At 68.0% G+C, this 22,462-nt stretch carries 20 protein-coding genes, 1 tRNA gene and 1 pseudogene; 9 read left to right on the top strand and 13 right to left on the bottom strand.

The features are described 5' to 3' along the window. Positions 1 to 108: 108 nt before the first annotated feature. Entirely contained in the window at positions 109 to 786 is a 678-nt protein-coding gene (locus tag ACYVE7_RS07090) for a TetR/AcrR family transcriptional regulator (protein WP_460363748.1), read from the bottom strand. Between the two features lie 115 nt (positions 787 to 901). Continuing rightward, on the bottom strand, positions 902 to 1,447 hold the full coding sequence (locus ACYVE7_RS07085) for an AAA family ATPase (protein ID WP_460363756.1): 546 nt from the start codon (positions 1,445 to 1,447) through the stop codon (positions 902 to 904). A gap of 103 nt (positions 1,448 to 1,550) precedes the next feature. On the opposite strand from ACYVE7_RS07085, the gene ACYVE7_RS07080 reads away from it, so the two are divergent. Then, positions 1,551 to 3,566, top strand: coding sequence for a TerD family protein (locus ACYVE7_RS07080; RefSeq protein WP_460363747.1), 2,016 nt, complete (start codon positions 1,551 to 1,553; stop codon positions 3,564 to 3,566). A gap of 464 nt (positions 3,567 to 4,030) precedes the next feature. Here the strand turns inward: ACYVE7_RS07080 and ACYVE7_RS07075 are convergent, their stop codons facing one another. Further along, positions 4,031 to 5,041, bottom strand: coding sequence for a L,D-transpeptidase (locus tag ACYVE7_RS07075; RefSeq protein ID WP_460363746.1), 1,011 nt, complete (start codon positions 5,039 to 5,041; stop codon positions 4,031 to 4,033). Between the two features lie 201 nt (positions 5,042 to 5,242). On the opposite strand from ACYVE7_RS07075, the gene ACYVE7_RS07070 reads away from it, so the two are divergent. Continuing rightward, entirely contained in the window at positions 5,243 to 6,112 is an 870-nt protein-coding gene (locus ACYVE7_RS07070; RefSeq protein WP_460363745.1) for a hypothetical protein, read from the top strand. Positions 6,113 to 6,253: 141 nt separating this feature from the next. Here the strand turns inward: ACYVE7_RS07070 and ACYVE7_RS07065 are convergent. Next, positions 6,254 to 6,334: pseudogene (locus tag ACYVE7_RS07065) on the bottom strand (IS5/IS1182 family transposase); the annotation flags it as partial. A gap of 689 nt (positions 6,335 to 7,023) precedes the next feature. Here ACYVE7_RS07065 and ACYVE7_RS07060 point away from each other — a divergent pair. Further along, complete coding sequence (locus tag ACYVE7_RS07060; RefSeq protein WP_460363743.1) at positions 7,024 to 8,835, top strand: AAA family ATPase; 1,812 nt, start codon at positions 7,024 to 7,026, stop codon at positions 8,833 to 8,835. Positions 8,836 to 11,005: 2,170 nt separating this feature from the next. Here ACYVE7_RS07060 and ACYVE7_RS07055 read toward each other — a convergent pair. Together ACYVE7_RS07055 and ACYVE7_RS07050 are read right to left on the bottom strand one after the other, a co-directional pair. Next, entirely contained in the window at positions 11,006 to 11,551 is a 546-nt protein-coding gene (locus tag ACYVE7_RS07055) for a GNAT family N-acetyltransferase (RefSeq protein ID WP_460363742.1), read from the bottom strand. After that, positions 11,548 to 12,822 carry a hypothetical protein gene (locus ACYVE7_RS07050; RefSeq protein WP_460363740.1) on the bottom strand — a complete coding sequence of 425 codons (1,275 nt, stop codon included), beginning with the start codon at positions 12,820 to 12,822 and terminating at the stop codon, positions 11,548 to 11,550. The genes ACYVE7_RS07055 and ACYVE7_RS07050 overlap by 4 nt, the downstream gene beginning before the upstream one ends. 141 nt (positions 12,823 to 12,963) lie before the next feature. On the opposite strand from ACYVE7_RS07050, the gene ACYVE7_RS07045 reads away from it, so the two are divergent. After that, positions 12,964 to 13,194, top strand: a complete 231-nt coding sequence (locus ACYVE7_RS07045) for a hypothetical protein (protein ID WP_460363739.1) — start codon at positions 12,964 to 12,966, stop codon at positions 13,192 to 13,194. A gap of 2 nt (positions 13,195 to 13,196) precedes the next feature. Further along, positions 13,197 to 13,448, top strand: coding sequence for a hypothetical protein (locus tag ACYVE7_RS07040; protein ID WP_460363036.1), 252 nt, complete (start codon positions 13,197 to 13,199; stop codon positions 13,446 to 13,448). Positions 13,449 to 13,985: 537 nt separating this feature from the next. Here the strand turns inward: ACYVE7_RS07040 and ACYVE7_RS07035 are convergent. The 3 genes from ACYVE7_RS07035 to ACYVE7_RS07025 form a co-directional block, all read right to left on the bottom strand. Continuing rightward, a tRNA-Ser gene (locus ACYVE7_RS07035) sits at positions 13,986 to 14,074 on the bottom strand. Positions 14,075 to 14,167: 93 nt separating this feature from the next. After that, the gene (locus tag ACYVE7_RS07030) at positions 14,168 to 14,566 is read right to left on the bottom strand and encodes a hypothetical protein (protein ID WP_460363738.1); all 399 of its coding nucleotides are present in this window, start codon (positions 14,564 to 14,566) and stop codon (positions 14,168 to 14,170) included. After that, the gene (locus tag ACYVE7_RS07025) at positions 14,545 to 15,129 is read right to left on the bottom strand and encodes a SigE family RNA polymerase sigma factor (RefSeq protein WP_460363737.1); all 585 of its coding nucleotides are present in this window, start codon (positions 15,127 to 15,129) and stop codon (positions 14,545 to 14,547) included. Before ACYVE7_RS07025 ends, ACYVE7_RS07030 begins: the two co-directional genes overlap by 22 nt. 320 nt (positions 15,130 to 15,449) lie before the next feature. Here ACYVE7_RS07025 and ACYVE7_RS07020 point away from each other — a divergent pair, with 320 nt between their 5' ends. Beyond that, positions 15,450 to 16,259, top strand: a complete 810-nt coding sequence (locus tag ACYVE7_RS07020) for a hypothetical protein (protein ID WP_460363755.1) — start codon at positions 15,450 to 15,452, stop codon at positions 16,257 to 16,259. Beyond that, positions 16,259 to 17,005, top strand: coding sequence for a MauE/DoxX family redox-associated membrane protein (locus tag ACYVE7_RS07015; RefSeq protein ID WP_460363736.1), 747 nt, complete (start codon positions 16,259 to 16,261; stop codon positions 17,003 to 17,005). The genes ACYVE7_RS07020 and ACYVE7_RS07015 overlap by 1 nt, the downstream gene beginning before the upstream one ends. Positions 17,006 to 17,047: 42 nt before the next feature. Here the strand turns inward: ACYVE7_RS07015 and ACYVE7_RS07010 are convergent, their stop codons facing one another. Further along, positions 17,048 to 18,241, bottom strand: coding sequence for an AAA family ATPase (locus ACYVE7_RS07010; RefSeq protein ID WP_460363735.1), 1,194 nt, complete (start codon positions 18,239 to 18,241; stop codon positions 17,048 to 17,050). A 194-nt stretch (positions 18,242 to 18,435) separates the two neighbouring features. On the opposite strand from ACYVE7_RS07010, the gene ACYVE7_RS07005 reads away from it, so the two are divergent. Continuing rightward, positions 18,436 to 18,897 carry a MarR family winged helix-turn-helix transcriptional regulator gene (locus tag ACYVE7_RS07005; RefSeq protein ID WP_460363734.1) on the top strand — a complete coding sequence of 154 codons (462 nt, stop codon included), beginning with the start codon at positions 18,436 to 18,438 and terminating at the stop codon, positions 18,895 to 18,897. Here ACYVE7_RS07005 and ACYVE7_RS07000 read toward each other — a convergent pair. Beyond that, positions 18,890 to 19,285, bottom strand: a complete 396-nt coding sequence (locus ACYVE7_RS07000; RefSeq protein WP_460363733.1) for a hypothetical protein — start codon at positions 19,283 to 19,285, stop codon at positions 18,890 to 18,892. The two genes, ACYVE7_RS07005 and ACYVE7_RS07000, sit on opposite strands and share 8 nt — an antisense overlap. A gap of 46 nt (positions 19,286 to 19,331) precedes the next feature. Here ACYVE7_RS07000 and ACYVE7_RS06995 point away from each other — a divergent pair, with 46 nt between their 5' ends. Further along, the gene (locus ACYVE7_RS06995) at positions 19,332 to 20,057 is read left to right on the top strand and encodes a M15 family metallopeptidase (RefSeq protein WP_460363732.1); all 726 of its coding nucleotides are present in this window, start codon (positions 19,332 to 19,334) and stop codon (positions 20,055 to 20,057) included. Here the strand turns inward: ACYVE7_RS06995 and ACYVE7_RS06990 are convergent. After that, positions 20,054 to 21,901, bottom strand: coding sequence for a WD40 repeat domain-containing serine/threonine protein kinase (locus tag ACYVE7_RS06990; RefSeq protein ID WP_460363731.1), 1,848 nt, complete (start codon positions 21,899 to 21,901; stop codon positions 20,054 to 20,056). The two genes, ACYVE7_RS06995 and ACYVE7_RS06990, sit on opposite strands and share 4 nt — an antisense overlap. 41 nt (positions 21,902 to 21,942) lie before the next feature. Continuing rightward, positions 21,943 to 22,462 (bottom strand): class F sortase (locus tag ACYVE7_RS06985; RefSeq protein ID WP_460363730.1); only part of this gene is annotated, 520 nt, incomplete at its 5' end.

Below are 22,462 nucleotides of genomic sequence, written 5' to 3'. Positions count from 1 at the left end.
CATCGCAGTGATGCCAGGTCGGATGAGACGTGGCTCACACCCGGCGGGGGGCCTGCCGGCAGAGGTTAGGGCGTGGTTCGACGCTGTCCGGATCCGGCCACCGACCGGTTAGGACACAGTCCCGTTCTCGGGGCCCCAACGCTCCGCGTCGGGGATCGCGAACGCCGCGACGAGCCCGTTGACGAGCGTCGGAAGCTCCTCGACCTCGCCCCGCCTGATCCGTGTGTACGCCACCTGATAGATCCCGCCGATGACGGCCTCCGCCAGCAGCGCCGGCTCCGGGTAGCGCGGGAACAGCTCCCGGATGTGCTCGCCGATCACCTCAGTGAAGACCTGAATCACCGCGTCGCGGCGCTCGGCGGCGGGCGGTCCTGCGGCGAAGCTCTCCACGATGCACATCCGCGCGCCCAGCGGCTCGCCCGCCAGATAGTCGAGGAACGCACTGAGCCCGGCCCTGGTCCTGCGATCGGCGGCTATTTCACCCCGATCGTCTCCTGACTCATTCTGTATGGCAGTCGTGACCCGTTCGATCATTTCTTCCGCGAGCGAGTCGAACGCCTGAAGGAAAGCGTCTTCCTTGTTCTTGAAGTGTGCGTAGAAAGTGGCGCGCGAAACACCCGCTCGACCAATGATCCCGTCGACCGTCAACTGCGCGTAGCCGTTGGTTCCGGCCAGTTCGATGACGCCCGCGATGATCCGCGAGATCTGGTTCTGCACCACATAGTCACGTGTCAGCGAGTGCCGCCCCGACGGCAGCCGTCCCGCTTCCTCGTCGCCTCGACCCATGCCCGCCCTCCGGCATGTCTCTCCTGCACCCGGGTCGCAGTCTCTCATAGACGGGCACCAGCACTTAGGGCGGATACCGGCCAGATCAGTCCAGGCAACCATGCGACGGAAAGTCTCAGCTTGTGAGAAGTCGTGTTAGTTGTTCTCCAAGTGGAGGGGCCTCTAGTCGGTTGTCGACGGCCAGATGCGGAACGTCCGGGGGCTCTTCCGGTCGCATTCTGATGAGGAATTCGTCGAATGCGAGCAGTTTCCCACTATCGCGATGGCTCGCCCGTGATTCCAGCCGGTGGCGGAGCGTCGCCGCGTCGGACTTTATCCACAGGAGGTGGACGGGCGGGCCGCCGAGCGCTTCGACCCAGTCCGTCCAGGCGGCGGGGTCGCGGATCTGGCCGGTGAACGGGCCGCTGAGCAGCACCGGGCAGCCGAACCCGCGGATCTCCCGCGCGGCCGCCGCCATCCCCGCGTACTCGTGCCGTTTGACGTGCTCGTCGTACCAAGGACCTTCGCGTTCACCGGGGTCACGGCCCGCGGCGGCGAGGGTCGCCGCCACGAACGTCCCGTAAAGGGTGTCCTTGTCGAGGAGCGCGGGGACGGGCCGCAGCCGCGCCAGGAGCAGCGCCGCGACGGTCGTCTTTCCCGCACCCGGCGGCCCCGCCACCATCCAGACCGCTCCGATGCCCACTGTCCACAGATTACGGGCGGAACGGTGGCGGCGGCCGAACGTTGCCTAGGGTGGGGGCAGGAGCGAGCCGAGGGAGTTACGGATGAGCGTTGCGTTGACACCGGGCGGCAACACGGGCCTCGCGGTCCCGTTGGTGGCGATCGAGGTGGCGGGGCCGGTGCCGTTGGACGTGTCGGCACTGCTGCTGGATTCCTCCGGCCGGGTCAGATCGGACTCCGATTTCGTCTTCTACAACGCGCCGACCGCGCCGGGCGTCAGTTACCGGCCGGCCGCGTCGGGCTCCGCCGACAGCATCACCGTCGACACGGCCGCGGTCCCGCCCGCCATCGAGAAGATCGTGGTGACGGCCAGTATCGACGGCGGCGGCGCCTTCGCGGGCGTCGAACCTTCCGCGATCATCCGCGACCCGTCCTCGGGCGCCGTCCTGGCCACTTTCACCCCGACGGGCCTGGGCCCGGAGAGCGCCCTCGTCATCGTCGAGCTCTACCGCCGAGGCCCCACCTGGAAGGTCCGAGCCCTGGGCCAGGGCTACGCCAACGGCCTAGCCGGCATCGCCACCGACTACGGCGTCTCCCTAGCCCCCGAAGACCCCACCCCCGGCCAGCCCACCCCCTACGGCCAGCCGCCCGCCGCCGACCACCTCCACCCAGCCCAACCTCCCGCCTACGGCCAGCCGCCGACACCCGGCTACGGGCAACCACCCCTCCCGGGCCAGCCCCCCGCCTACGGCCAGCCCGCCGCCGCGAACTACGGCCAGCCCACAGCACCGGGCCAACCACCCACACCCGAACCCGGCCAGCCGAGCTACGGCCAGCCAGGCTACGGGCAGCCTCCTGCGCCGGGTCAGCCGCCCGCTCCCGGCTACGGACAGCCCACCCCAGGCCAGTCGCCTACCTTCGGGCAACCCGCTCCCGGACAGCCGACCACCCCTGGCTACGGGCAACCACCCCTCCCCGGACAGCCCGCCGCACCCGGTCAGCCTCCGGCTTACGGACAGCCCGCCGCCCCCGGCTACGGGCAACCTCCCGCACCCGGACAGGCCGCCCCCGAATACGGGCAACCGGGCTTTGGACAGCAGCCCGCCCCTGGGTACGGGCAGGGCACCGCACCTGGGCAAATGGGTGCGCCGGGCTATGAGCAGCAGACCGGCTACGGGCAACCGCCTGCGTCCGGGTATGGGCAGGGCACCACGTCTGGGCAGCCAGATGTGCCCGGCTATGGGCAGCCGCCCGCATCTGGGTATGGGCAGGGCGGCACGCCTGGGCAGCCGGGTGTGCCCGGCTACGGGCAGCCGCCCGCGGCTGGGTACGGGCAGGGTGGCGCGCCTGGGCAGCCGGGTGCACCCGGGTATGGGCAGGTTCCGGGGCAGCAGCCGGGTTACGGGCAGCCGTCGGCGCCGGGGGGTTACGGGCAGCCTGGTTACGGGCAGCCCGGGGCGGCTGGGCAGCCGGGTGTGCCCGGGTATGGGCAGACGGGGCATGGGCAGCCGGGCGCGTATCCGCAGCAAGGGGGTGCGCAGAAGATCAGCCTGGACAAGGGGAAGGTGTCGCTGGAGAAGGGTTCGTCGGTGGCGCTGGTGAAGGGGGGCGCGCCACTGCTGTCGACGATCCGGATGGGTCTCGGCTGGGACGCCAACTCGACCAGGGGCAAACGCATCGACCTCGACGCGTCCTGCATCGCCTTCTCCGCCGACGGCCGCGACCTCGCGACCGTCTACTTCAGCAACCTCAAGGCGTTCGGCGGCGCCATCCAGCACTCGGGCGACAACCTCACCGGCAAGGGCCACGGCGACGACGAGATCATCGCCATTCACCTGGGCGGCCTCCCCCCGGAGGTCGCGTCCCTGGTCTTCGTCGTGAACTCCTACTCCGGCCAGAAGTTCACCGAGATCAGCAACGCTTTCTGCCGTCTCATCGACGGCTCCACCGACCAGGAACTCGTCCGCTTCAACCTCACCTACACCGAGCCCCGAACCGGCGTCTTCATGTGCAAACTGACCCGCCACTACTCCGGCGAATGGGAGATGACGGCCCTCGGCACCTTCGCCGACTCCCGCTCCGCCAAGGGCATGGTCACCCCCGCCCGCCCCTACCTCTGACTGCCCTCAGGAGAGAAACGGGTCGTGCTCCACCTCGTGGAATACGACCTCGACGCCCGGACCTGCCCAGATCTGCGTCACTCCACGCGAATCCGGGCGGCTGCAGGTCCGGGGTTCAGCGGTTCAGCTGTGGCCCGCTTCCGCCGCACTGCCGCCGCTCGGAGGGAGCACACGAGCCGGACGGTGCGCGCGTAAGCCTCGATACCGTCCGCGCTGGGCGCTCTTTCCACAACGCATAGAGTCACTTGTTTATGATTTGGGTTAATTCGTCGGCGCGATTTGGCAGCATCAGACCGGAAAAGCGACACCCCTCACCCCGAGAATATCGCACTGCCACACGAAGATATATTCACTGACATGGAATAATCTCCGACCGAATTCGCGTCAGACTTTCCTATAGCACGTGCATATACATAGAGCTACTTTCCCGTCACTCTATGTATATGCACGTGTTGGTTTAGGGGTCAGAGGCCGGTGTGGACGACTTGGTCGAGGGCGCTGCCCTTGACCCACTGGCGCCAGGGGAGCTGGTAGAAGCCCCAGCCGTTGTTCCACTGGAGGGGGCGCTTTGTACCGTCAATGCGGACGATGTCGCCTCGATACGACCACTTCATAAACCATTCGGCATCTTTGGTGGGAGAACGGACGCAACCGTGACTACAGTTGCGTTTGCCCAGACAGGTGGGGTCATCCATATTTTGATGGATATATTCGCCGCTGGCCGAAATACGGGTAGCCCAGGGGATTTGCTCGTCGTACCAGCCGGGGTCGCCCTTCTTCTTCCCCGGCGGCCTCATGCGCTCGACCCGCTTGTGCTCCATGACGAGGTGGTAACCGCTGGTCGTGATCTGGTGGTCGATCCCGTCGGCCCAGACGTCGCCGCCGCTGCCCATGCTGACCGGCCACTTCCTGACCAGCTTCTTGTTCTGGTAGGCCCTCAGCCACTTCGACTTCGCGCTGGCGACGATGAAGTGCGCGTCGCCGATCTTCCAGACCTGCTTGTAGTTCTTCTCGCCGTAGACCCCGCCGCCGGCCTTGACGCCCTTCAGCTTCGCCGCGAACGCGATCTTCATGTTGGGCGGCCAGTACTTCCCGTTCCTCGGCCGGAAGATCGCGGTCTGCACCCCGTTGATCCGCGTCCAGAACCACGCCCCGACCGCCGGCTTCGCCGTTTTGACGATCAGCGCCCGCTCCACGGCCTTCTTGTTCACGACCGTCCGGTTGAACTTGACGATCACCGGCATCCCGATCCCGACCTTCTCCCCCGGCATCGGCGTGACGTCGATGATCCGCAGCCCGCCCGGTTTCCCCGCCGGGTGCGCGCCGCCGCCGAGCCCCGCCGCGTCGACCGCGATCGGGGCGTCCGCTGCCGCCTTCACCTGCCTGACGGGCCCCGGCCCGCCCTCCGCCGAACACCCCGCCACCAGCACACCGCACAGCACCAACGCCAACGGCGCGACCACCTTGCGTCGCATCGAGAAACCCCTCCGGACCGAGAACCGGCCCCCGTCACCCCCGGGAGACCAACCCGCACTTTACGGACATTCCTCCTCCGACTCCCCGCCCACCCGGAAAGTTCACGACTTCTTCTCAATTCCCACCGGAAACAAAGAGATCATCGGCCCGTCGCGACCCTTACGATGTGCCGCACCCCCGTCTCAGCCCCCGGAGCATCCTTGACCGCCGACTGGAAGAACCTCGACCGCGCCACCCGCAGGGCACTCCTGCGCGGAGCCCCTGCCCCCACCCCGGAGATCGCCCAGATCGCCGTCCACGAGGCACGCGCCTATCTGGCCAGAGGCCCTTTCCGTGCCGCCGTCCCGCTGCTGGCCGTGATCCTCCCGGCCGAGATCGTCCTGCTGACGTCCGCCGCGGTCACCGGTGCGACCGTGCCGACCCAGGCGCTGCTCCCGATCGTTCTGGTCACGTTCTGGTGGGTCGCCCGCCGCCGTCTCGCCTTCAACCGCATCATCAACCAGTCCGTCGCTTTCGTCCCGGCTCCACCGCCCGCCGAACCGGCGTCCCCCGCCGCGTCCGGAACGGTCGTGTTCCCGCTGTCCCTCCGCCGCCTCCTGACGACGTTCGGCCTCGTCGCCGCGCTGATGTCCGCCCTCTTCGCCTTCTCCCTGGCCAAAGGCGACCTCGTCTATCCGACGATCACCGGTCTGGCCGCCCTGGGATCCGTCGCGGCCCTCGTCCATCTCCTGATCCACCGCCGCCGCCCGGCGCTGGTCTTCACGCCGGACGCACTCCACGTCCCCTCATGGAACCTCTCGGTCCCCTGGTCCGACATCACCGAGATCCGGCTGGCCCCGCTCCGCAACTCCCGCTCCTCCCCCCATCTGACGGTCGCCTTCCACCTGTCCGACGCCCCCGCCACCACCGCCGCCCTGAAGGGCTTCAGCGGCTTCAGCGCCCGCGCCAACCTTCGCTACTACGCCACCCCCCTGGCCTTCACCGATCTCACCCTCACCACCCCGGCCCCCGAAATCGCCCGAGCCGCCACCGCCTACACCCCCGCCCCCTACCTCCACTCCACCGCCTGAAAGAGCCCGGAAACCAGAAAGGGCCCGCTCGAGATCGTCGTCCTCGGTTCTAACGGTGGCGGATCTGGTCGGCCTTCTCCGGAATCGTGCAGGCGATCCCACGTCTGCGCAGGTAAGCGCGGTTGGCGCGGAAACCGTTTCCCACTCGCCGTACCGGATCGGCACATCCCGCCACGGCGCGCCCGTCCGCGTCCGCCACCTGAGCCCGTCAATGAGCTGCCGTTTCGGTCCACCTCGGCGGACGTCCTGCCTTCACCCCGACCGGCAGCAACGGCTCCAACGCCGCCCACTGCGCGGCGGTCAAATCACCACGACCCACCCAAAGATCATCCCAGAAGTGGATCACGCAAGTGATCCACTTCTGAAACAGGCCTTAGGGGCGCGGCCTGCACGAGGAGAACCAGCCGGTGATGGCGGCGGCCAGCGGTGCGAAGACCGGCAGGATCAGCTGGGCCTACTCCCTGGGGATCCAGAACGCCATACCTGGGACGAAGAGGACTGTGACCAGCGGCAGCAGCAGACGCCGAGGACGCTTCGCCTCCAGCCACCCCGGAAGATGACTCCGGAAGGACAGTCTCTTGCTCAATGGACGATTCACCTGCGTGGCCGGTCACGCTGACCGAAATTCTGGAGAATGACCTGGTCGTGAGCCGATCAGTGACAGAACCTCGAGGGCGAGCCGGTCGCCGATGCTTTCCGGGCGCACCGAAAGTTGCAGTAGGGCGGCATGTGGGGCTCTTTCGCTCTACGCTGTTGTTCTGCAACAGAAACGGCCTCCCGTATGTGTGGGGAACGGTAGAGGCTCTTGGGGTAGCGGTCCGTCTTGGGCGGGCTTCGCGAGGAAGACGGGTTCAGGCTACGTGCAGCTCAGGACGTTCTCCGCCGACGGCTTTCGATCACTCACTAAGGTTATGGGGATCCCGATCAGTGGTCCGACGATCCTCGCCGGGCACAACGATGGCGGTAAGACGGCCGTGCTCGATGCGCTCGGCTTCCTCGTCGGCGAGTACTCGCTCGTCAATGACGACCGCACCTATTCCTCCGCCGCAGGAGGAGACGAAGCCGGTTCTCGGATTCGCGCTCGCTGTCTGTTGACGTCGGTGGAAGGCGACTTCGTCCTCGACGACTGGGAGCAGGCGATGTTTGCGCTTCCAGGAGAACTTCGGATGCGCCGGTCGGCGAGGGAAGGTACTCAAGCTCGTCTTGAGTGCTGGATTCCGGTTCCGGATGACGAGCGGCTGCTCGATCTTCAGACCCACCTCGTTCCAGCCCTCAAGAAACTGGTTCAAGAACTCGGCCTGTCCGCCGCCTCTCAGCGCCGAGCTGACCTTGAATGCGTACTCAGGTCCTACGCAGCGGAGAACTCCGGATCGCAGGGCTGGGTGCCTGCTCCTGTCGGCTTGGAGGCTCGTCTGCCGAAGCTCCTGCGCTTCGACGGGAGGACCCCGAAGCCGAATGACGCCGTGCGAACGGCCCTGATGGGGCGCTTCAAGAACCACATGCAGGACGACGTCATGAATGGCACTCTCCGTGACATCGAGGAGCAGGTTCAGGAGCGGCTGAGGATCGAGGCCAAGTCGCTGTGCGATCACATCAAGGAACGCTGCCCCGATCTGGCCGAAGTCGCGGTCAGCCCGAACGTGGCCCTCGACTATGGTCTCAAGAGCGCCGAACTAGTGATCGCCAAGAACTCCGGCGAGCCCATCAGCCTCGATCGGTCTGGTCAGGGAAGCGCACGGAGGATCTCCCTCGCCGTCTGGGAATGGACGAGCGACCTTCTCTCAGAGGACGCCGCCAGTGGCGCTGAGACGGGCGAGCAGGAGCAACCGCCGCCGACCACCCAGACCATCATCGTCTATGACGAACCCGACACCCACCTCGACTATGACCACCAACGCAAGATCATGAATCTGGTCCGCCGCCAGAGCGGAATCCCCAACGTCCGCGTTGTGGTGGCCACGCACTCGATGAGTCTGATCGACGGAGTCGATATCGGCGACGTCGTCAACCTTAAGCTCCGCGACGGCCGCACCATCGTCGAGCGCCTGGGCGCCGACGAGCATGAGGCGATTGACCTGCACCTGCGGCAGATCGCCGCCTCCGTCGGCCTCCGGAACACCGTGCTGCTGCATGAGCGCTGTTTTCTCGCGGTCGAAGGAGACACCGAACAGCGGTGCGTCCCCCTTCTGTTCCGGCTCTCCGAAGGACTATCACTCCAAGCCGCGGGTATCGCCCTCTGGGCTTGCTCCAACAATGAAGGTGCCCTTCATCTCGCCAGCTATCTTCACAAACACGAGCGCTCGGTGACCCTGATGATCGACGCCGACAGCAGAAACCAGGCGAAGGGACTGTTTAAGGAGAAGCGCCTCGCGGAGTTCTTCGGCCAGAAGGCCCTCGCCGAGATCGTCAAGTTCGTCGGTGAACCGGACGGTTTCAATGAACTAGAAGAGGTCTTCGACGATCGCGTGTGGGTTGAGACCGCCAACCAGATCTGGCCGCGCACGCAAGGCCAGTGGTCGACCGCCGATTTCGCGAGCCTCCGGGGCGTCGGCAAGAAGTTCAGCTCGGAGGTCGTGCTCCTTTTGCGAGAGCACAGTGAGCAGGCCCCCAGCGGTAAACCTGAGATGATGTATCAGATGGCCCTCCGCCTGACATCGAGCGAGGATGTTCCTCAGCAGCTCAGAGAGATCTTCAGCGAACTCAGATCGCGAGCCTCACGGTAAAGTCGGCCTCGCCCGCCTTGTTCCTCTTTACCTTGCGCCTCGCCAGCATGCGTTCCTTCCGCTGCTCCGCCGACGGCGCTTCCCACCTGTGCCAACCGACGGGCGGCTTCCACCGCTGAAAATGTGTTCGAGCTTCGACTCCACACCACCGGCATCCGTCGGGCGGTGGCATCGCCTTCCAGTGCTCCTGCTGGTCTTCGCTCATGTCTCCCTCCGTCGAACATACTTCCCCATCCCACTGACAAAATGCCTGGGTGTCGGTGCTAGTCTCCGGTCTCCGTGGCCCGACAGAACCGGCGTTAATCGCTGCGCTCGGAGTCCTGGCCATGACGGGCGCGAGTCCGGTCGCTGCGGCAGACGCCAACTGCTACTAGACCGCGGACAACGGGATCCAGATCTACGTGTGCCCGGCCACCTCACCAGGCACGGACCCGGGCAAACCCCCAAGGACTCCGACGGGCATCGATCGACCCCGCTGTGGCCGAAGCCGCTGGCAAGCTCTGCACTGAGCTCGCTAGAAGAAGGACTGCCGCTGCCGCACCTGTGCACCGCCTCCCCGCGAAACTGCTGCAATAGGCGCTCAAACTGCTGAGTCCCTCGGCTCCCCACACCCCAGACCGCACCGCCGGGCGGCACCAATGCCGCTGTCGGTCTCTCGGTTTGGGTGTGGGTGGACAAGGCGTCGTAGAAGCCGATCACCCAACGGGCAGCAGCCGGAGCGGTGTGGGCGCAGGTCACCGCGACCCCAGACCAGCTTGTTCTGTACCTCGGAGACTGCGGCGAGGAAACTGCGACAGGCCCGGCATCGCCCGGGCAGGGCGCAGCACGAGCGACTCGCCCCGCAAATTTCCCCCGCTCCTCCCATGACCAACGAACTCAGCCTTCACGATGACTGCCACCCTGGTGTGGCGCGCGACCTGGCAGCAGCGCCCCGTGAGCTGCCATGAGTCGCAGCGGGCGGCGCAGGCCCGCAGAGGTAGAGCCGCTGTCACCGGGCCCAGCGGAGCCGCGTTGTTGGTAACGCTGTGTAGCGAATCGAGACAATCTTTGGCGATTAGATTCTTGTCGGCGCGAATCCCCAGTTAGAGGGCCACTTCTGGGTGGATCATGCTCTAATCATTGCCAGAAGCGCTCGCTCAGGGTTTTCCCGCCGTCTCGAGCGCACCCGAGCTAGGGAGATGAATATGGCCAAGGGCCACCGTTGTCCGCTCTGCGAGACCCACACCGTCCAGCCAGTGAGTACCAACCGGTTGAAGTGTTCGGCTTGCAACACCGTCTTCGACAAGGCGCGCATCACTTCCAGCTGAGGACAACTGGTTATCTCTCGGCATGACCTGTCCCGTCCGTCGCTGCCCGTTCCGGACTTCGGCGGATGGAGACGGGACGAGGCGTTCTCGATGCCGCGGCTCGTCTACCGAAGGAGCGCGATCAGTGCGTCCAGTTTGGAGAGTTCCCCGGGCTGAGGGGATGCCTGGAAGGCCGTGTCCACGTGTGCAGCCAGGAGGCGGGGCCGACCGTGTTGTAGCCGGTGGTGGGCCATTCGTCGGCGCTGTTGGCCCAGGGACCCGGCAAAGTCGCCTGAAAACCGATCACCAAACGGGCCGCAGCCAGCGCGGTATGGGCTAAGGCCACCGCAACCCCGATCCGTCTCGTCCTGCGTCCGGGAGATGGCAGCGAGCAGACCTGTCCGAGGCCGGGAGTGGCGTGGACCGAACGCGCTGCGGGCGGTGAGCCTTGCACCCATCGCTTCCTCCGGTCGTCGGGGCGCCAGCCGGACTCAGCGTTCCCGATGACGTCACGGTGGTCTGGTCAGCGATCCTGAGCGCTACACCGCGACCTCCTCACAGCTCGTCCAGGACGCGGGGAACCGCCTCGGTTCTGCCCTCTGGGGCACCCAGAATCGGTAACCGCAACCAACGCCGAAAAATGACCAGGTGCGGAGGATGGGAGATTTGAACTCGCGATGGTGTTGCCACCAAACCGCGTTAGCAGACCGTTCACCCTCGTACAATCCCGACCGACCCCGCCCGCCGAGCTTGCTCCCTCGCCGCTCAACGACCACATGCCAGGCGGTCCCATTGGTGTCAGCGCGGTGCCATCGCTGGGCGGCAAGATGCCCCGCCGTTCACGGGGAGCGGCAGGGCGTCGGGTGTTTGGGTGCACGCGTCTCTCAGGTTGCGGGGCAAAAGGCCGGCGCGTCTGGCGTGAGCCGGAAGGCGAGGGCGTCGGAGTAGGGCGGCTCTGCTCGGAACTCGCCGACCTTGACCCATCCCCAGCGGAGGTACTTCTCGTATGCCGGAGCGTCGAGGACGGCCGCGAGGGTGGCGTACGGTTCGGGCCGTCCGGCGAGGAGCTCGTCGAGGAGTGCTTTGCCCTTGCCGTGCCCGCGATGTCCGGGGAGCAGGATCAGTTCGACGATGGCGAAGACGTCACTGTCGGCAAGGGGTTGCGGTGGTGGGGTGGTGTTGGCCCACCAGCTTCCGGCGTCGAGAGCGAAGCCGGTGGCGAATCCGGCGAGGGCGGCGTTCTCCTCGACGGTGACGAGGGCGAAGCCGGGGCTGAGGATCTGATTCCGGAAGCGGCTGACGAACCGGTCGCGGCTGTACTTGGGAGCGGAGCTGTACGGGGGCTCGGCGTACACCTGCTCATACACATCCGCGAGGTCGTCGATGAGCAGCTGCGCTGCCTTGCGATCGTGGTGGTGGAGCACGGTCATCTCGTGGTGTCGAGGGCGAGGAGGTCCCTGTACCCGATGGCTGTCGGGGTGGCGCTGACGCTATCCGGCATCGCTTCGAGGACCAGGTGCGCCCCCCTCATGATGGCGTTCGTGCGCTGGTCGGGGGCAAGTCTGGTGATGGCTTGCTCCGCGTGCTGGACGCCTTCGGTGACGTGCCCGTCGATCACGAGGGACTGGGCGCGGAGCAGGTCGATCTGCGCCCGCTGGCGCCGCATCGCTCGGGGGTATAGGGCAAGGGCCTGATCTTGGGCGTGACTCGCTTCGGCGGTGTTCCCGGTGCGGGTGTGGACGTAGGCGATGGTGTGGGTGAGGGCCGTCTCGGGCCACACGTCAGTGGCTAGGCGGTCCTCAGCGGTACCTTCCCGAACGCGCCCGAACCTGGTCTTAAGGGCGTCGAGGGCGGACTCGGCGTCGCTTTCGCGACCTTGGACGGCGAGTGCCTGGGCTCGGGCAGCGAGCGCTTCCATCACGGAGACGCTGCTGCCTGCGCCCAGGGCGATGGCCTCGTCTGCTCGGCGCAGCACCACTACGAGGGGGCGTTGCGCGTACAAGGCGTTCATCGCTTCGTAGCCGCGGACCCACACCTGCAGGTCAAGGTCTGACGAGGCGTCAGCGGCGTGCCTGGCGGTGGCCCACCAGTCGCGGGCGTGCCGGTTGTCGCCCATCGCCGACGTGGTCATGGCCATGAGTGCGGAGAGCTTGCCAGCAGGGGCGGCGAGGCCGCGCCGGATCCCGTCGGTGCGAGCGGCTTGGAGCGCGTCGTGCAGGCCGGCCAGGTCGGCGGCGAGGTCGGACAGCAGCTCGGCGGGCGGGCGGGTGAGGAAGGCATGCCCGTACTCGAAGGCGATCTCTTCCCAGTCCTCGACGGAGTGGTCGGTGCCCAGTGCCCCGGCCACGGCGCGGCGGATCGGGTCAAGTGCTTCGGCGTGAAGGGATCGCTCAGCCCCGAGAACCCCGAGACAGGCGAGTAGGTGTCGACGCGTCTCATCGACGTCCGGCCTGATGGCGTTGTGGAACAGGTCCGCCTCGTTGACCTCGAACGCGGCGGCGTAGGCAGCCGACCAGTCCCGGGGAAAGTGCTCGCCGGTCTCCCAGGACAGGATCTGCCTGGTCAGCGACGTCGTGTCCTTCCGCTGGATCCCCGATCCGCGTAGCAGTTCCCGCGCCATCTTCGGTTTGGACCAGCCGCGACGTTCGCGTTCGGTCTGGATGCGTTGCGCCCATGCCGGGCGGGCTGAGCTGGTGGTCATGTGCGTGCACCTTCGCGTTGACCCCGGCACCCGGAGACGGAAGTCTCCGGGTTCTCTCGGTCAGTATCGGCCTCGCTGGCCACAGTTCGCAGGCGGTCAACTTGTTCCGACCAAACGGACTGAAGAAACGGGGTCGCAACGGTGTACGCGAACACGGAACAGCAGCAGGACGAGATTGCGGCCGTTCAGAAGGACTGGCCTGCCTGGAGGATCTGGCGGGCCTCCGGCGGGTCATGGATGGCTACCCGACGGGTCACGGTCGAGATCTACGACGTGAGCGAGAGCAGGGGGAACACCCTGATGGAAGACAGCCGGGATGACCTCGTCGCCCGACTGAACGCGCAGGAGGACAACCACCGCACGGACAGCTAGAGGTGGCGCCGTTCCCGACCCCGGCCACGCACTGGCACGTGTCGGCGCCGCGACGCGACAGCGCCAGGCGGTACAGCCGAGCCGACGCGTTGACCGCGCTCCGCCTGATTCTGGCCGCCGATCACGCGGTGATCCGTGACCCCGGCTTCGTGGCCGCCCTGGCGGTCCTTGACGCGGGGTGGACGTCCGCCCGCGTCGGCCCCCACCAGTACGTGGCGTACGCGTGCGCCTGCCCTGAACTCCCTGTGAGGTAGCGATGTCGATCTTCCGGAAGTCCACACGATGGTCATGGACTCGCCCGCGCCGGACGTCGACCACGCCAGCGGTGTCGCGGCGATCCGGGTCGACACCACCTGAATGCACTCCGGGAGCGGGGCTGACGGCGCGCGCCTCGCCCCGGAGGTGTGCGATCTCTTGCGGGTCTGCTGGGACGGCATGCTTAGGCGGGGGGTCCCGAAGTATGTGATGGGTTCATTCCCTTCGGGCGATACCGGCCAGATGCTGTGGACGAGGTCGTGTCGCCCGTTAAGCCTGTTTGGTCTCGTCGAGATGCTCTGTGAATGCTGGTCTGTCCAGCGGAGGGATGTGCGGCTCGAACGTCCTACGAAGATGTGTGGCGATTTTGGTCCCTGGGGATCCGCCCCACTTTCACGGGCGCTCCTGGGGGCCTGGGGGTCGGCTGCACCCGATGGCCGCAGAGGGGGCACCGTTGGGGCAGACATGGGCCCGAAGCAGCGCCCCTGAAATGATCAGGGAGTCCGCCCATTCGGACGGACTCCCTGATCAGCGTGCGGAGGATGCGAGATTTGAACTCGCGATGGTGTTGCCACCAAACCGCATTAGCAGTGCGGCGCCATAGACCGTACTAGGCGAATCCTCCAGAGTCCCTACGGGACGGACCTCAGGTTACAGGGCTTGGGCGGATGCGGCAAAGCCAAATCCCCGGGGTGGGCGTGGACGGCGTCCGACCAGGTCAGGGGGTGGGCGGGGTGCAGGTCTTCTGGAAGGTGTCGGCGGCGGTGGCGAGGCGGGTGCTGGCGGTCAGGCCGTCGGGGCCTGAGGGGGTGGGGGAGGTGACGGCCTTGGTGAGGAGGTCGAGGGCGTCGGCGATCTCGGTGGCGGCGGACTTGACGGCCGGGTCGTCGGCGGACGCGGCGGCCGTGCGGATCCGGGTGGCGGTCTTGGTGTAGGTGTCGGCGAACTGCTGGACGTTGGCGGTGCCGGACGCCGTCTGGACGAGCGGGTCGGTGCCGAGCGCGGTGATCGCTTCGGTGATCTCGGTGCAGGAGGCCTGCCGGTCGGGGCCCTTACTCGTGGAGCAGGCCGTCGCGAGGAGGAGTGCGGTGGCGATCAGGGTGGGGAGCAGGCGCATGAGGGGGGCTCCTGGTGGGGGTGGTCCTGGACGGGTGGGTGAACAGTAGTGGCCGGGCGGGGAGCCGGGAAGTCGCGGCCGAGGTCGGTGTCGTCGCGGAGCTTCGCGACGGCACGGGACACGGTCGACTTGACGGTGCCGACGGTGACACCGAGCCGTTCCGCGATCTCCGCTTCGGAGAGGTCTTCGTAGTAGCGCAGGACGACGGCGGTGCGCTGCCGGTCGGGGAGCCGGTCGAGGGCGCGGGTGAGGGCGTCGTTGAGCGCGCTGCGCTGGGTGTGGTCGTCGACGGGCTGGTCGGGCAGGGCGTCGGTGGGGTAGATCTCGAGTTTTCTCCGGCGCCACCAGGAGATCTGGGTGTTGACCATGGCGCGGCGGACGTAGCCGTCGAGGGCGCGGTGGTCGTGGATGCGGTCCCAGGCGAGGTAGGTCTTGGTGAGGGCGGCCTGGAGGAGGTCTTCGGCGTCGGCGCGGTCGCCGGCGAGGAGGGTGGCCGCACGCAGCAGTGCGGGGCCGCGGATCGCCACATAGGCGGAGAACTCCGCGTGCGCGGTTTCGCCCACTCCCGACCCCCGACCCGAGATCTTGTGAATGATCGGTACTTTGGCACGGGGACCGTAATTACGGCTTCACTTGGACCCTATTTTCGGTTCAACCGGGTGGTGGGATGTTCTACCGAGTGGGGTAAATCCACTCCGCGATACCAGCAGTTATGGACAAATTGGTCGACAGCGCTTCGAGGGTGGGTCACTGTAACTCTTGACAAGCGGTGTGCAATCCGACGACGGGAGAGTTGATGCTACGTCGCCGCCGACTGCGGTCGGCTGTGCTGGGCGCCTCCCCCGAACGCATGTTGTCGCCGGGGGAACCGCCGTTGCGCGCCGTGGAGGGACGGATCGTCGACGCGAGCCCGCACCTGCTGGTGCTCCGGCACGGGGTGCTGGAGCTGCGGGTGCCGATGTCGTTGCAGACGAAGGTCTGGTACGGCGGACGCGCCGGGCTGAACGAGCTGGTGACCGGCCGCGACGTCGTCGTCCGCCCCACCGTCGACGGCCTGGGCGCGGACCGCATCTGGGTGGACATCGTCCGGGTCTCGGGCCGGATCGTCACGACGGGCAAGGGCGTGGTCGAGGTGGATCAGGGCCCGCACCGGCGGCGCACCCATGTGATCATCCCCAAGCAGACCCAGAGCCAGATCCTAGTCCGCCATCCGCGGATGGCCCCGGGCGAACTGTTCGACGTGATCGGCCGGCGGACGTCGCACGGTGTCGTCGCGGTCAAGCCGGGTTCTGCGCAGCCGAGCGACGTCGCGCGCCCCGCGCCGCGTCCCGGCGGCGCGGTGATCAGCGGGACGGCCACCTGGTTCTCCGGTGCGGGCCGCGGCGCCGCCTACCCTCGCCTGGACCGCGAAGGCGACGCCGGCGGCTGCCCCGACGCCCCCGACCCGTGCGCCCCGCTCCCCTATCTGTCGGTGGGCAGCGGAGTGAAGGTCCGCAACGACTGCAGCCGGCGCGCGTCCGATGTGATGGTCCTGGAGTGCGGCTGCAACGCGGCCCGGTTCTGCGACCGGTGTGTGGAGTGCGGGACGTCGCCGCGCGGCCGGATCGTGGAGCTGACCCCGGCCAGCTTCGTGGATCTGGGCGGCGATCTGGAGAACGGTTGCTTCAACGTCACCTTGGCGGTGAGTGAGTGATGGCCTTCCCGAGCTGGAACGCGCTGTGCGAGGCGCAGGTGCTGCTGCTGCTGGCGGTGTTCCTGCTGGCGTGCGTGGGCAAGGCGCTGTCGCCGCGGGACCGGCCGCAGTTGGCGTGGGCGGGGCTGGAGGCGGTGCTGTGCGTGCTGCTGCTGGTGTCGGGCCATCCGGCGGTGCGGCTGGTGACGGTGATGATCCTGGTCGCGGCGACCTGGATGCTGGGGGAGTTGCGCACGCGGCGGCCGTCGGAGGGGTGCGGCTGTTTCGGTGCGATCAGCTCGACGGTGATCGGCCGCCGGACGGTCCTGCGGACCGGGCTGCTGACCGTCACGGCGGCGGGGGCGCTGGGGGTGCGGTCTTCGGGCGTCGCGGTGGCCGCCGAGTCGTTCGGCTGGCGGGGCCTGTTCTTCGTGGCGGAGCTGGTGCTGCTGCTGGCGATCTCGCCGGAGCCGGTGGCGCTGCTGAAGCGGACGCGGATCCCGTGCGACCGGCGCGAGGTGCCGCTGAAGACAACGATGGACGTGCTCAGGGCGAGCGAGCCGTGGCGGGTGCACGGCGCGGAGCTGGGGGAGCCGGCCGAGGTGTGGCGGGAGCTGTGCTGGCGGTTCGTGGTGTTCGAGGTGCCGGACGGCGAGCTGGTGTTCGCGGTGTCGCTCGGCGCGGACCGCGAGGTGCGGGTACGGCTGGTGGAGGAGGTCTCGGACGCCACCGAGACAGGCCCCAACCCAGCTTATGTACTCGTATAACGATCTCTAGCTTTCTTGCTAGAGACCTGAATAAAAGGATCGTCACTCGGGCTGGGCGCGCAGGAACTTCCCGAAGTGGGGCACCGTGAACGCCACCAGACCGCGTTCCGCGCTGTAGATGAGGCCTTTCTTGATCAGTCCGTCGCGGGCCGGGGAGAGGCTGGACGGCTTGCGCCCCAGCTCCTCGGCCACCGACGAGGTGAGGACGGGATCGTCGCCGAGCACGGCCATCGCCCGCATGTAGTCGCGTTCGGCCGGGGTGGCCCGCTCGTACCTGCTGCCGAAGAACCCGACGGCCAGTTCGCTCTCGGCTTCGGGTGCGGCGACCTTGATGTCGTGCTCGGTGATCGGGGTCTGCGGCGCGAGATCCCACACGACCTTCGCGTACGCCTGGACGAAGTAGGGGTAGCCGTCGGCGGCGTCGTACAGGGCGTCGAGGGCGCCCTGGGTGAACGTGACGTCCTCGCGCCCGGCGGGTGCGAGGAGCGCGTGGTCGGCGGCCTCGCGGTCGAGCCGGTCGATCCGCGCGTAACGGAACAGCCGCTCGGAGTAGGACTTGGACGCGCTGAGCACCGCGGGCAGGTGCGGCAGCCCGGCCCCGACCACGATCAGCGGCCCGGACGTCTGCGAAAGCTCGTGGCAGGCGGCGCACAGCGCGGACACGTCGTCGGCGGGGATGTCCTGCATCTCGTCGACGAACAGCCCGATCCCGACCCCGAGATCGGTCGCGACGGACGCGGCGTCCACGAACAGTTCGGTCAGATCGATCTCGAGATCGCCCGAGTCGGCGCGGCCGCGCGCGGCGGGCACGTCGATCCCCGGCGACCAGCGGTGCACGGACGCCTTCTGCCTTCCGGCGCCCTCCTGCCCGGCCTGCGCGAACGCCTTGAGCACGCCGAGGAACTCCTCGATCCGCTCGGGCGCGCGGTGCCGGGGCGCGAGCTCCCGCACCGCGGTGTGCAGCGCCGCGGCGATCGGCCGCCGGATCGACTGGTCGGGGCGGGCCTCGATCTTGCCGGTGCCCCAGAGCCGCTGGATGGCCATCGAACGGAAGGTGTTGAGCAGCACGGTCTTGCCGACCCCGCGCAGCCCGGTGATGATCATGCTGCGTTCGGGACGGCCGCGGGCCACCCGTTCGAGCACGACCTCGAACTGCTGGAGCTCACGGTCGCGGCCGGCGAGCTCCGGCGGGCGCTGCCCGGCGCCGGGGGCATAGGGATTGCGTACTGGGTCCACGCTCTCGGACTCTATGAGGGCGTATAGCTGTGGCCGTAGATTTCCATAGAAACATCTACGGCGTGTCGCCAATACAGGCAAGTTCACCCCCAACCGGACATCGAACATTCCTTCGACCTGTTCGAACACAGTAGCGTAAGGCTCGCTCGACTGTCTGCCGCCCTGTGGATTCTTTTGACGGGTAAACTCCGACCATGGGAGAACCCCGCTGGCTGGACGACGCCCAGCAGCAGCACTGGCGCTCATACCTCCAAGGCAGCACCCAGCTCTGGGATTCCCTCGACCGCAGGCTCAAGTCCACCGTCGGGCTGACCATGCCGGAGTACGAGATCCTGGCCCGGCTGTCGGCCGCTCCCAACCACACCCGCCGGATGGCCGAACTCGCCGACGAGGTGCTCCAGTCGCGCAGCCGGCTGTCGCACACGGCGTCACGGCTGGAGGCCAAGGGCCTCGTCTCCCGCGAACCCTGCGCCGACGACCGGCGCGGAATCAACGCGATCCTCACCGAGAACGGCCACGCCCTGCTGGAGAAGGCCGCCGTCGACCATGTGGAGGCCGTCAGGGAGTACCTGGTCGACCTGGTCAGCGAGGAGGAACTGGCCGTCGTCGGGAAGGTGTTCGCGGCGGTCGCCGAACGGACCCACGGGCTCAGCTGAGGCCCGTCGCGTAGCCGACGGTGAAAGCCGTCAGGGCCAGCCAGCCCGCCATCATCCCGAACCCGAACGGCCGCCAGAACCCGCGCACATGCCACGCGAGCAGCGAGCCGAGCCCGAACGCCACCGCCAGCAGCACGACCGCCTGCGGCACCGCCGACACCCGGTCGTCGTGGAGCGGCACCCACATGACGAACACATTGATGATCGCGTAGACCGCGAACCCGAGACCGGCCGAGATCCGCACCCCCCACGACGGGACGGGGCCCAGATAGTCCGGCCAGCTCAGGCCGAGCCCGGTGTCGGGCCGCTCGGGCCGCACGGGCTGCTCTTCCTGCTCCAAGCCGAACAGCTCGTCAGAGAGTGTCGGCCGTTCCTCAGATGCCGTCATACGCGATCCTGGTCCGATGGAGTCGTGTACCCATCAAACAAGGTCCATGGCGGCGAAACTGTCGCTGACGGCACTGACCCTCGCCATGTCGGCCGGATGTGGCCAATCCGATCCCGACCCAGCGCCGTCGCCGCCGCCACCGGCGCAGACCTCCGGCTCCTCGTCACCCTCGCCCGAACCCTCTCCCACCGCGACCGATCTTCCGTTCCGTGCGGAGATCGGGCCGGTGAACCGCGAGATGCTCCGTTATTCGTGGCGTTCCGGCTGCCCCGTGGGCCTGAAAGACCTCCGCGTCATCACCATGCCCTACTGGGGATTCGACGGAAAGACCCATGACGGCGGCAAGCTCGTCGTCAACGCGAGCGTCGCGAAGGACATCGCCGCGACCTTCAAGAAGATCTACGCCACCAAGTACCCGATCCGCCGGATGGAGCTGGTCGACAAGTACAAGGGCGACGACTTCGACTCCATCGAGGCCGACAACACCTCGGCGTTCAACTGCCGGGCGGCGACCGGCTCGTCGAACTGGTCGCGCCACGCCTACGGGCTGGCCGTCGACCTCAACCCGTGCGAGAACCCCTACGTCGTGCGCGGCGGGGAGATCGCGCACAAGAGCTGCGCCAAGTACTACCGGACGCGCTCCGCCAAGGACCCCGGCGTGATCACCGCGGGCGACGCCGTCGTCCGCGCGTTCCGCGCCATGAAGTGGAACTGGGGCGGCGCGTGGGCCGGGAACGTCAAGGACTACCAGCACTTCTCCAACGGGCGTTAGATCCGCCAGAGCTCGACCTCACCGGCCTCGGTTCCCGCCGCCAGCAGGGAACCGGGGGCGAAGGCGACGGCGTTGACCAGCTCCGACGTGGCGATGTCGCCGGGCCGGACCGACCAGTCGGCCGTCCCCCACAGCCGGACGGTGCTGCCGTCCGCGCAGGCCAGCACCCCGCCGCCGGGCGCGAAGCCCAGCGCCTTGATCGCCTTGCCGGTGCCCTTGAGGGTCTTGCGGGGACGGCCGTCCTTCCAGAGCGCGATCGTGCCGGTCTCGCCGCCCGCGGCGAGCCACCGGCCGTCCGGGCTGAAGTCGAGCACCGAACCGACGCCGGGCGAAGCCCCGACCTTCTTGCCGCCCAGCCACACGCCGTCCACGTTGACCTGCGCGAGCTCGCCTTCGGCGCCGGACGCGATGGCGAAGCTGCCGCCGTCCTTGCGGGCCAGGGTGCCGGTCTGCCTGCCGGTGCCGACCTTCCAGCGGGAGATCTGCTCGTTGCTGGCGATCACGAGCTGCCGGGAGTCGGGCGAGAACGCGAAGGAGTTCTTCTGCTCGCCGAACAGCTTTAGCCGGTGCGCGGGCTCGGCGTCGGACTCCGTCTCGGGCAGCCGCCACAGGAACACCGACTCGTCATAGCCGCCCGCGGCGAGCCACCGGCCGTCCGGGCTGAACGCCAGCGCGAACACCGCGCTCTGCGGCCCCTTCAGCGTGGCGATCCGCTGCCGCGTCGCCGGATTCCAGAGCTGGACGGACTTGTCGCCCGTCCCGACGGCGAGCACCCCGTCCGGCCCGACGGCCAGCGACTGGACGGAGTTCGCGCCCGTCTTCAACACGTCGACCTGCTCGGGGACGGCCGGCTGCTCCGCCGTCGTCTGCACCTTGCCGGGTGGTGTGTCCCGGTTCGCCCAGGCGAGGGTGGCGCCGGTGAACACCAGCAGCGCGACGACCGGCACGAAGTAGCGGTTGCGCCGCACCCGCCGCACCTTCGCGGCGCGCGGCGCGCGCGACGGCAGCGTGAGCTGGCCGCGGCCGGCCGGCTGGGTGGCGCCCGCCAGGAGCAGCGCGGTGTCGGACGCGGTGAGCCGCTGCCCGATGTCCTTGTTCAGCAGCCCTTCGAGCAGCGGCTCGAGCATCCCGGCACGTGTCATCGGCCGGTGCGGCGCGGTCAGGATCGTGTGGAACACCTGGTTGGCGTTGGTGCCGGGGAACGGCTGGTACCCCTCGACGGCGTAGTAGAGGGTCGCGCCGAGCGACCACAGATCGGACGCGGGCCCGGCCTTGTCGCCCTTCGCCCGCTCCGGCGAACAGTAGGCGGGGGCACCCATCACGAAACCGCTCTGGGTGATGGAGATGTCGCCTTCGATGGTGGCGATCCCGAAATCGGTGAGGACGGCCCGTTTCTCGGTGACGATGACGTTCGACGGCTTCACGTCGCGGTGCACGACCCCGGCGGCGTGCGCGGCCCGCAGAGTCTCCAGGAGCTGCAGCCCGATCTCGGCGACCTGCTCGACGGGCAGCGGCCCGTCCTGCTTGACGACGTCCTCCAGTGACCGGCCGTCGAGGTACTCCATCACGATGAACGGGCAGTCGTCCTCCTCGACCACGTCGTACACGGTGACGGCGCCGCGATGGTCGATCCGGGCGGCCGACCTGGCCTCGCGCAGCGACCGGGTGCGGCGTTCGCGCCGCTGCCCCTCGGCCAGATAGGCGGGCAGGTACAGCTCTTTGACGGCCACCTCGCGGTCCAGGCGCTCATCGTGGGCGCGCCAGACCACGCCGAAGCCACCCCGGCCGATCTTCTCCATCAGCCGGTACTGACCGGCCACCAGCCGGCCGACCTGAGCCACCACAGGAAAGAAGATAACGACCCCAGGCCGCGCTGCAAAGGGACCTAACGGACAGATGCGTAGACGATGACATTCGCGGTGTAGTGTCCGCGGCCCTCGTCGAAGCTCCCGCCGCAGGTGACGAGGCGGAGCTGGGCGTCCGGGGTCGGGCCGTAGACGGCCGCGGTGGGGAACCTGTCCTTCGGATAGGTGACGACCTGGTCGACCGTGAACACGACCGCGACGCCCTTGGCGTCGACGACCGTGATCTCGGCGCCCTCGGCGACCTTGCCCAGCTTCGCGAACACGCCAGGCCCCGTCCTGGAGTCGACATGACCGGCGATCACCGCGGGGCCCGGATCGCCCGGCTGGGCGCCGTCGCCGAACCAGCCGGCCTGGGCGGCGTCCTCCGGCGGGACCACGACGCCCTTCGCGTCGGTGCCGAGCCGGATCAGCGAACCGTCGATCCCCAGCGACGGGATCCGCAGCCGCTTCGGATCCGCGTGATCACGCGCCCCCTGTTCGGAGGGGGTGACGGCGACCTGCCCCGGCACCGCGGACCAGCCCGCGGCGGGCGTCTGCGCG

The sequence above is a fragment of the Actinocorallia lasiicapitis genome (assembly GCF_054778695.1).
Note: the sequence above shows the minus strand (reverse complement) of the source record. Positions and strands in the feature narration are given on the sequence as shown.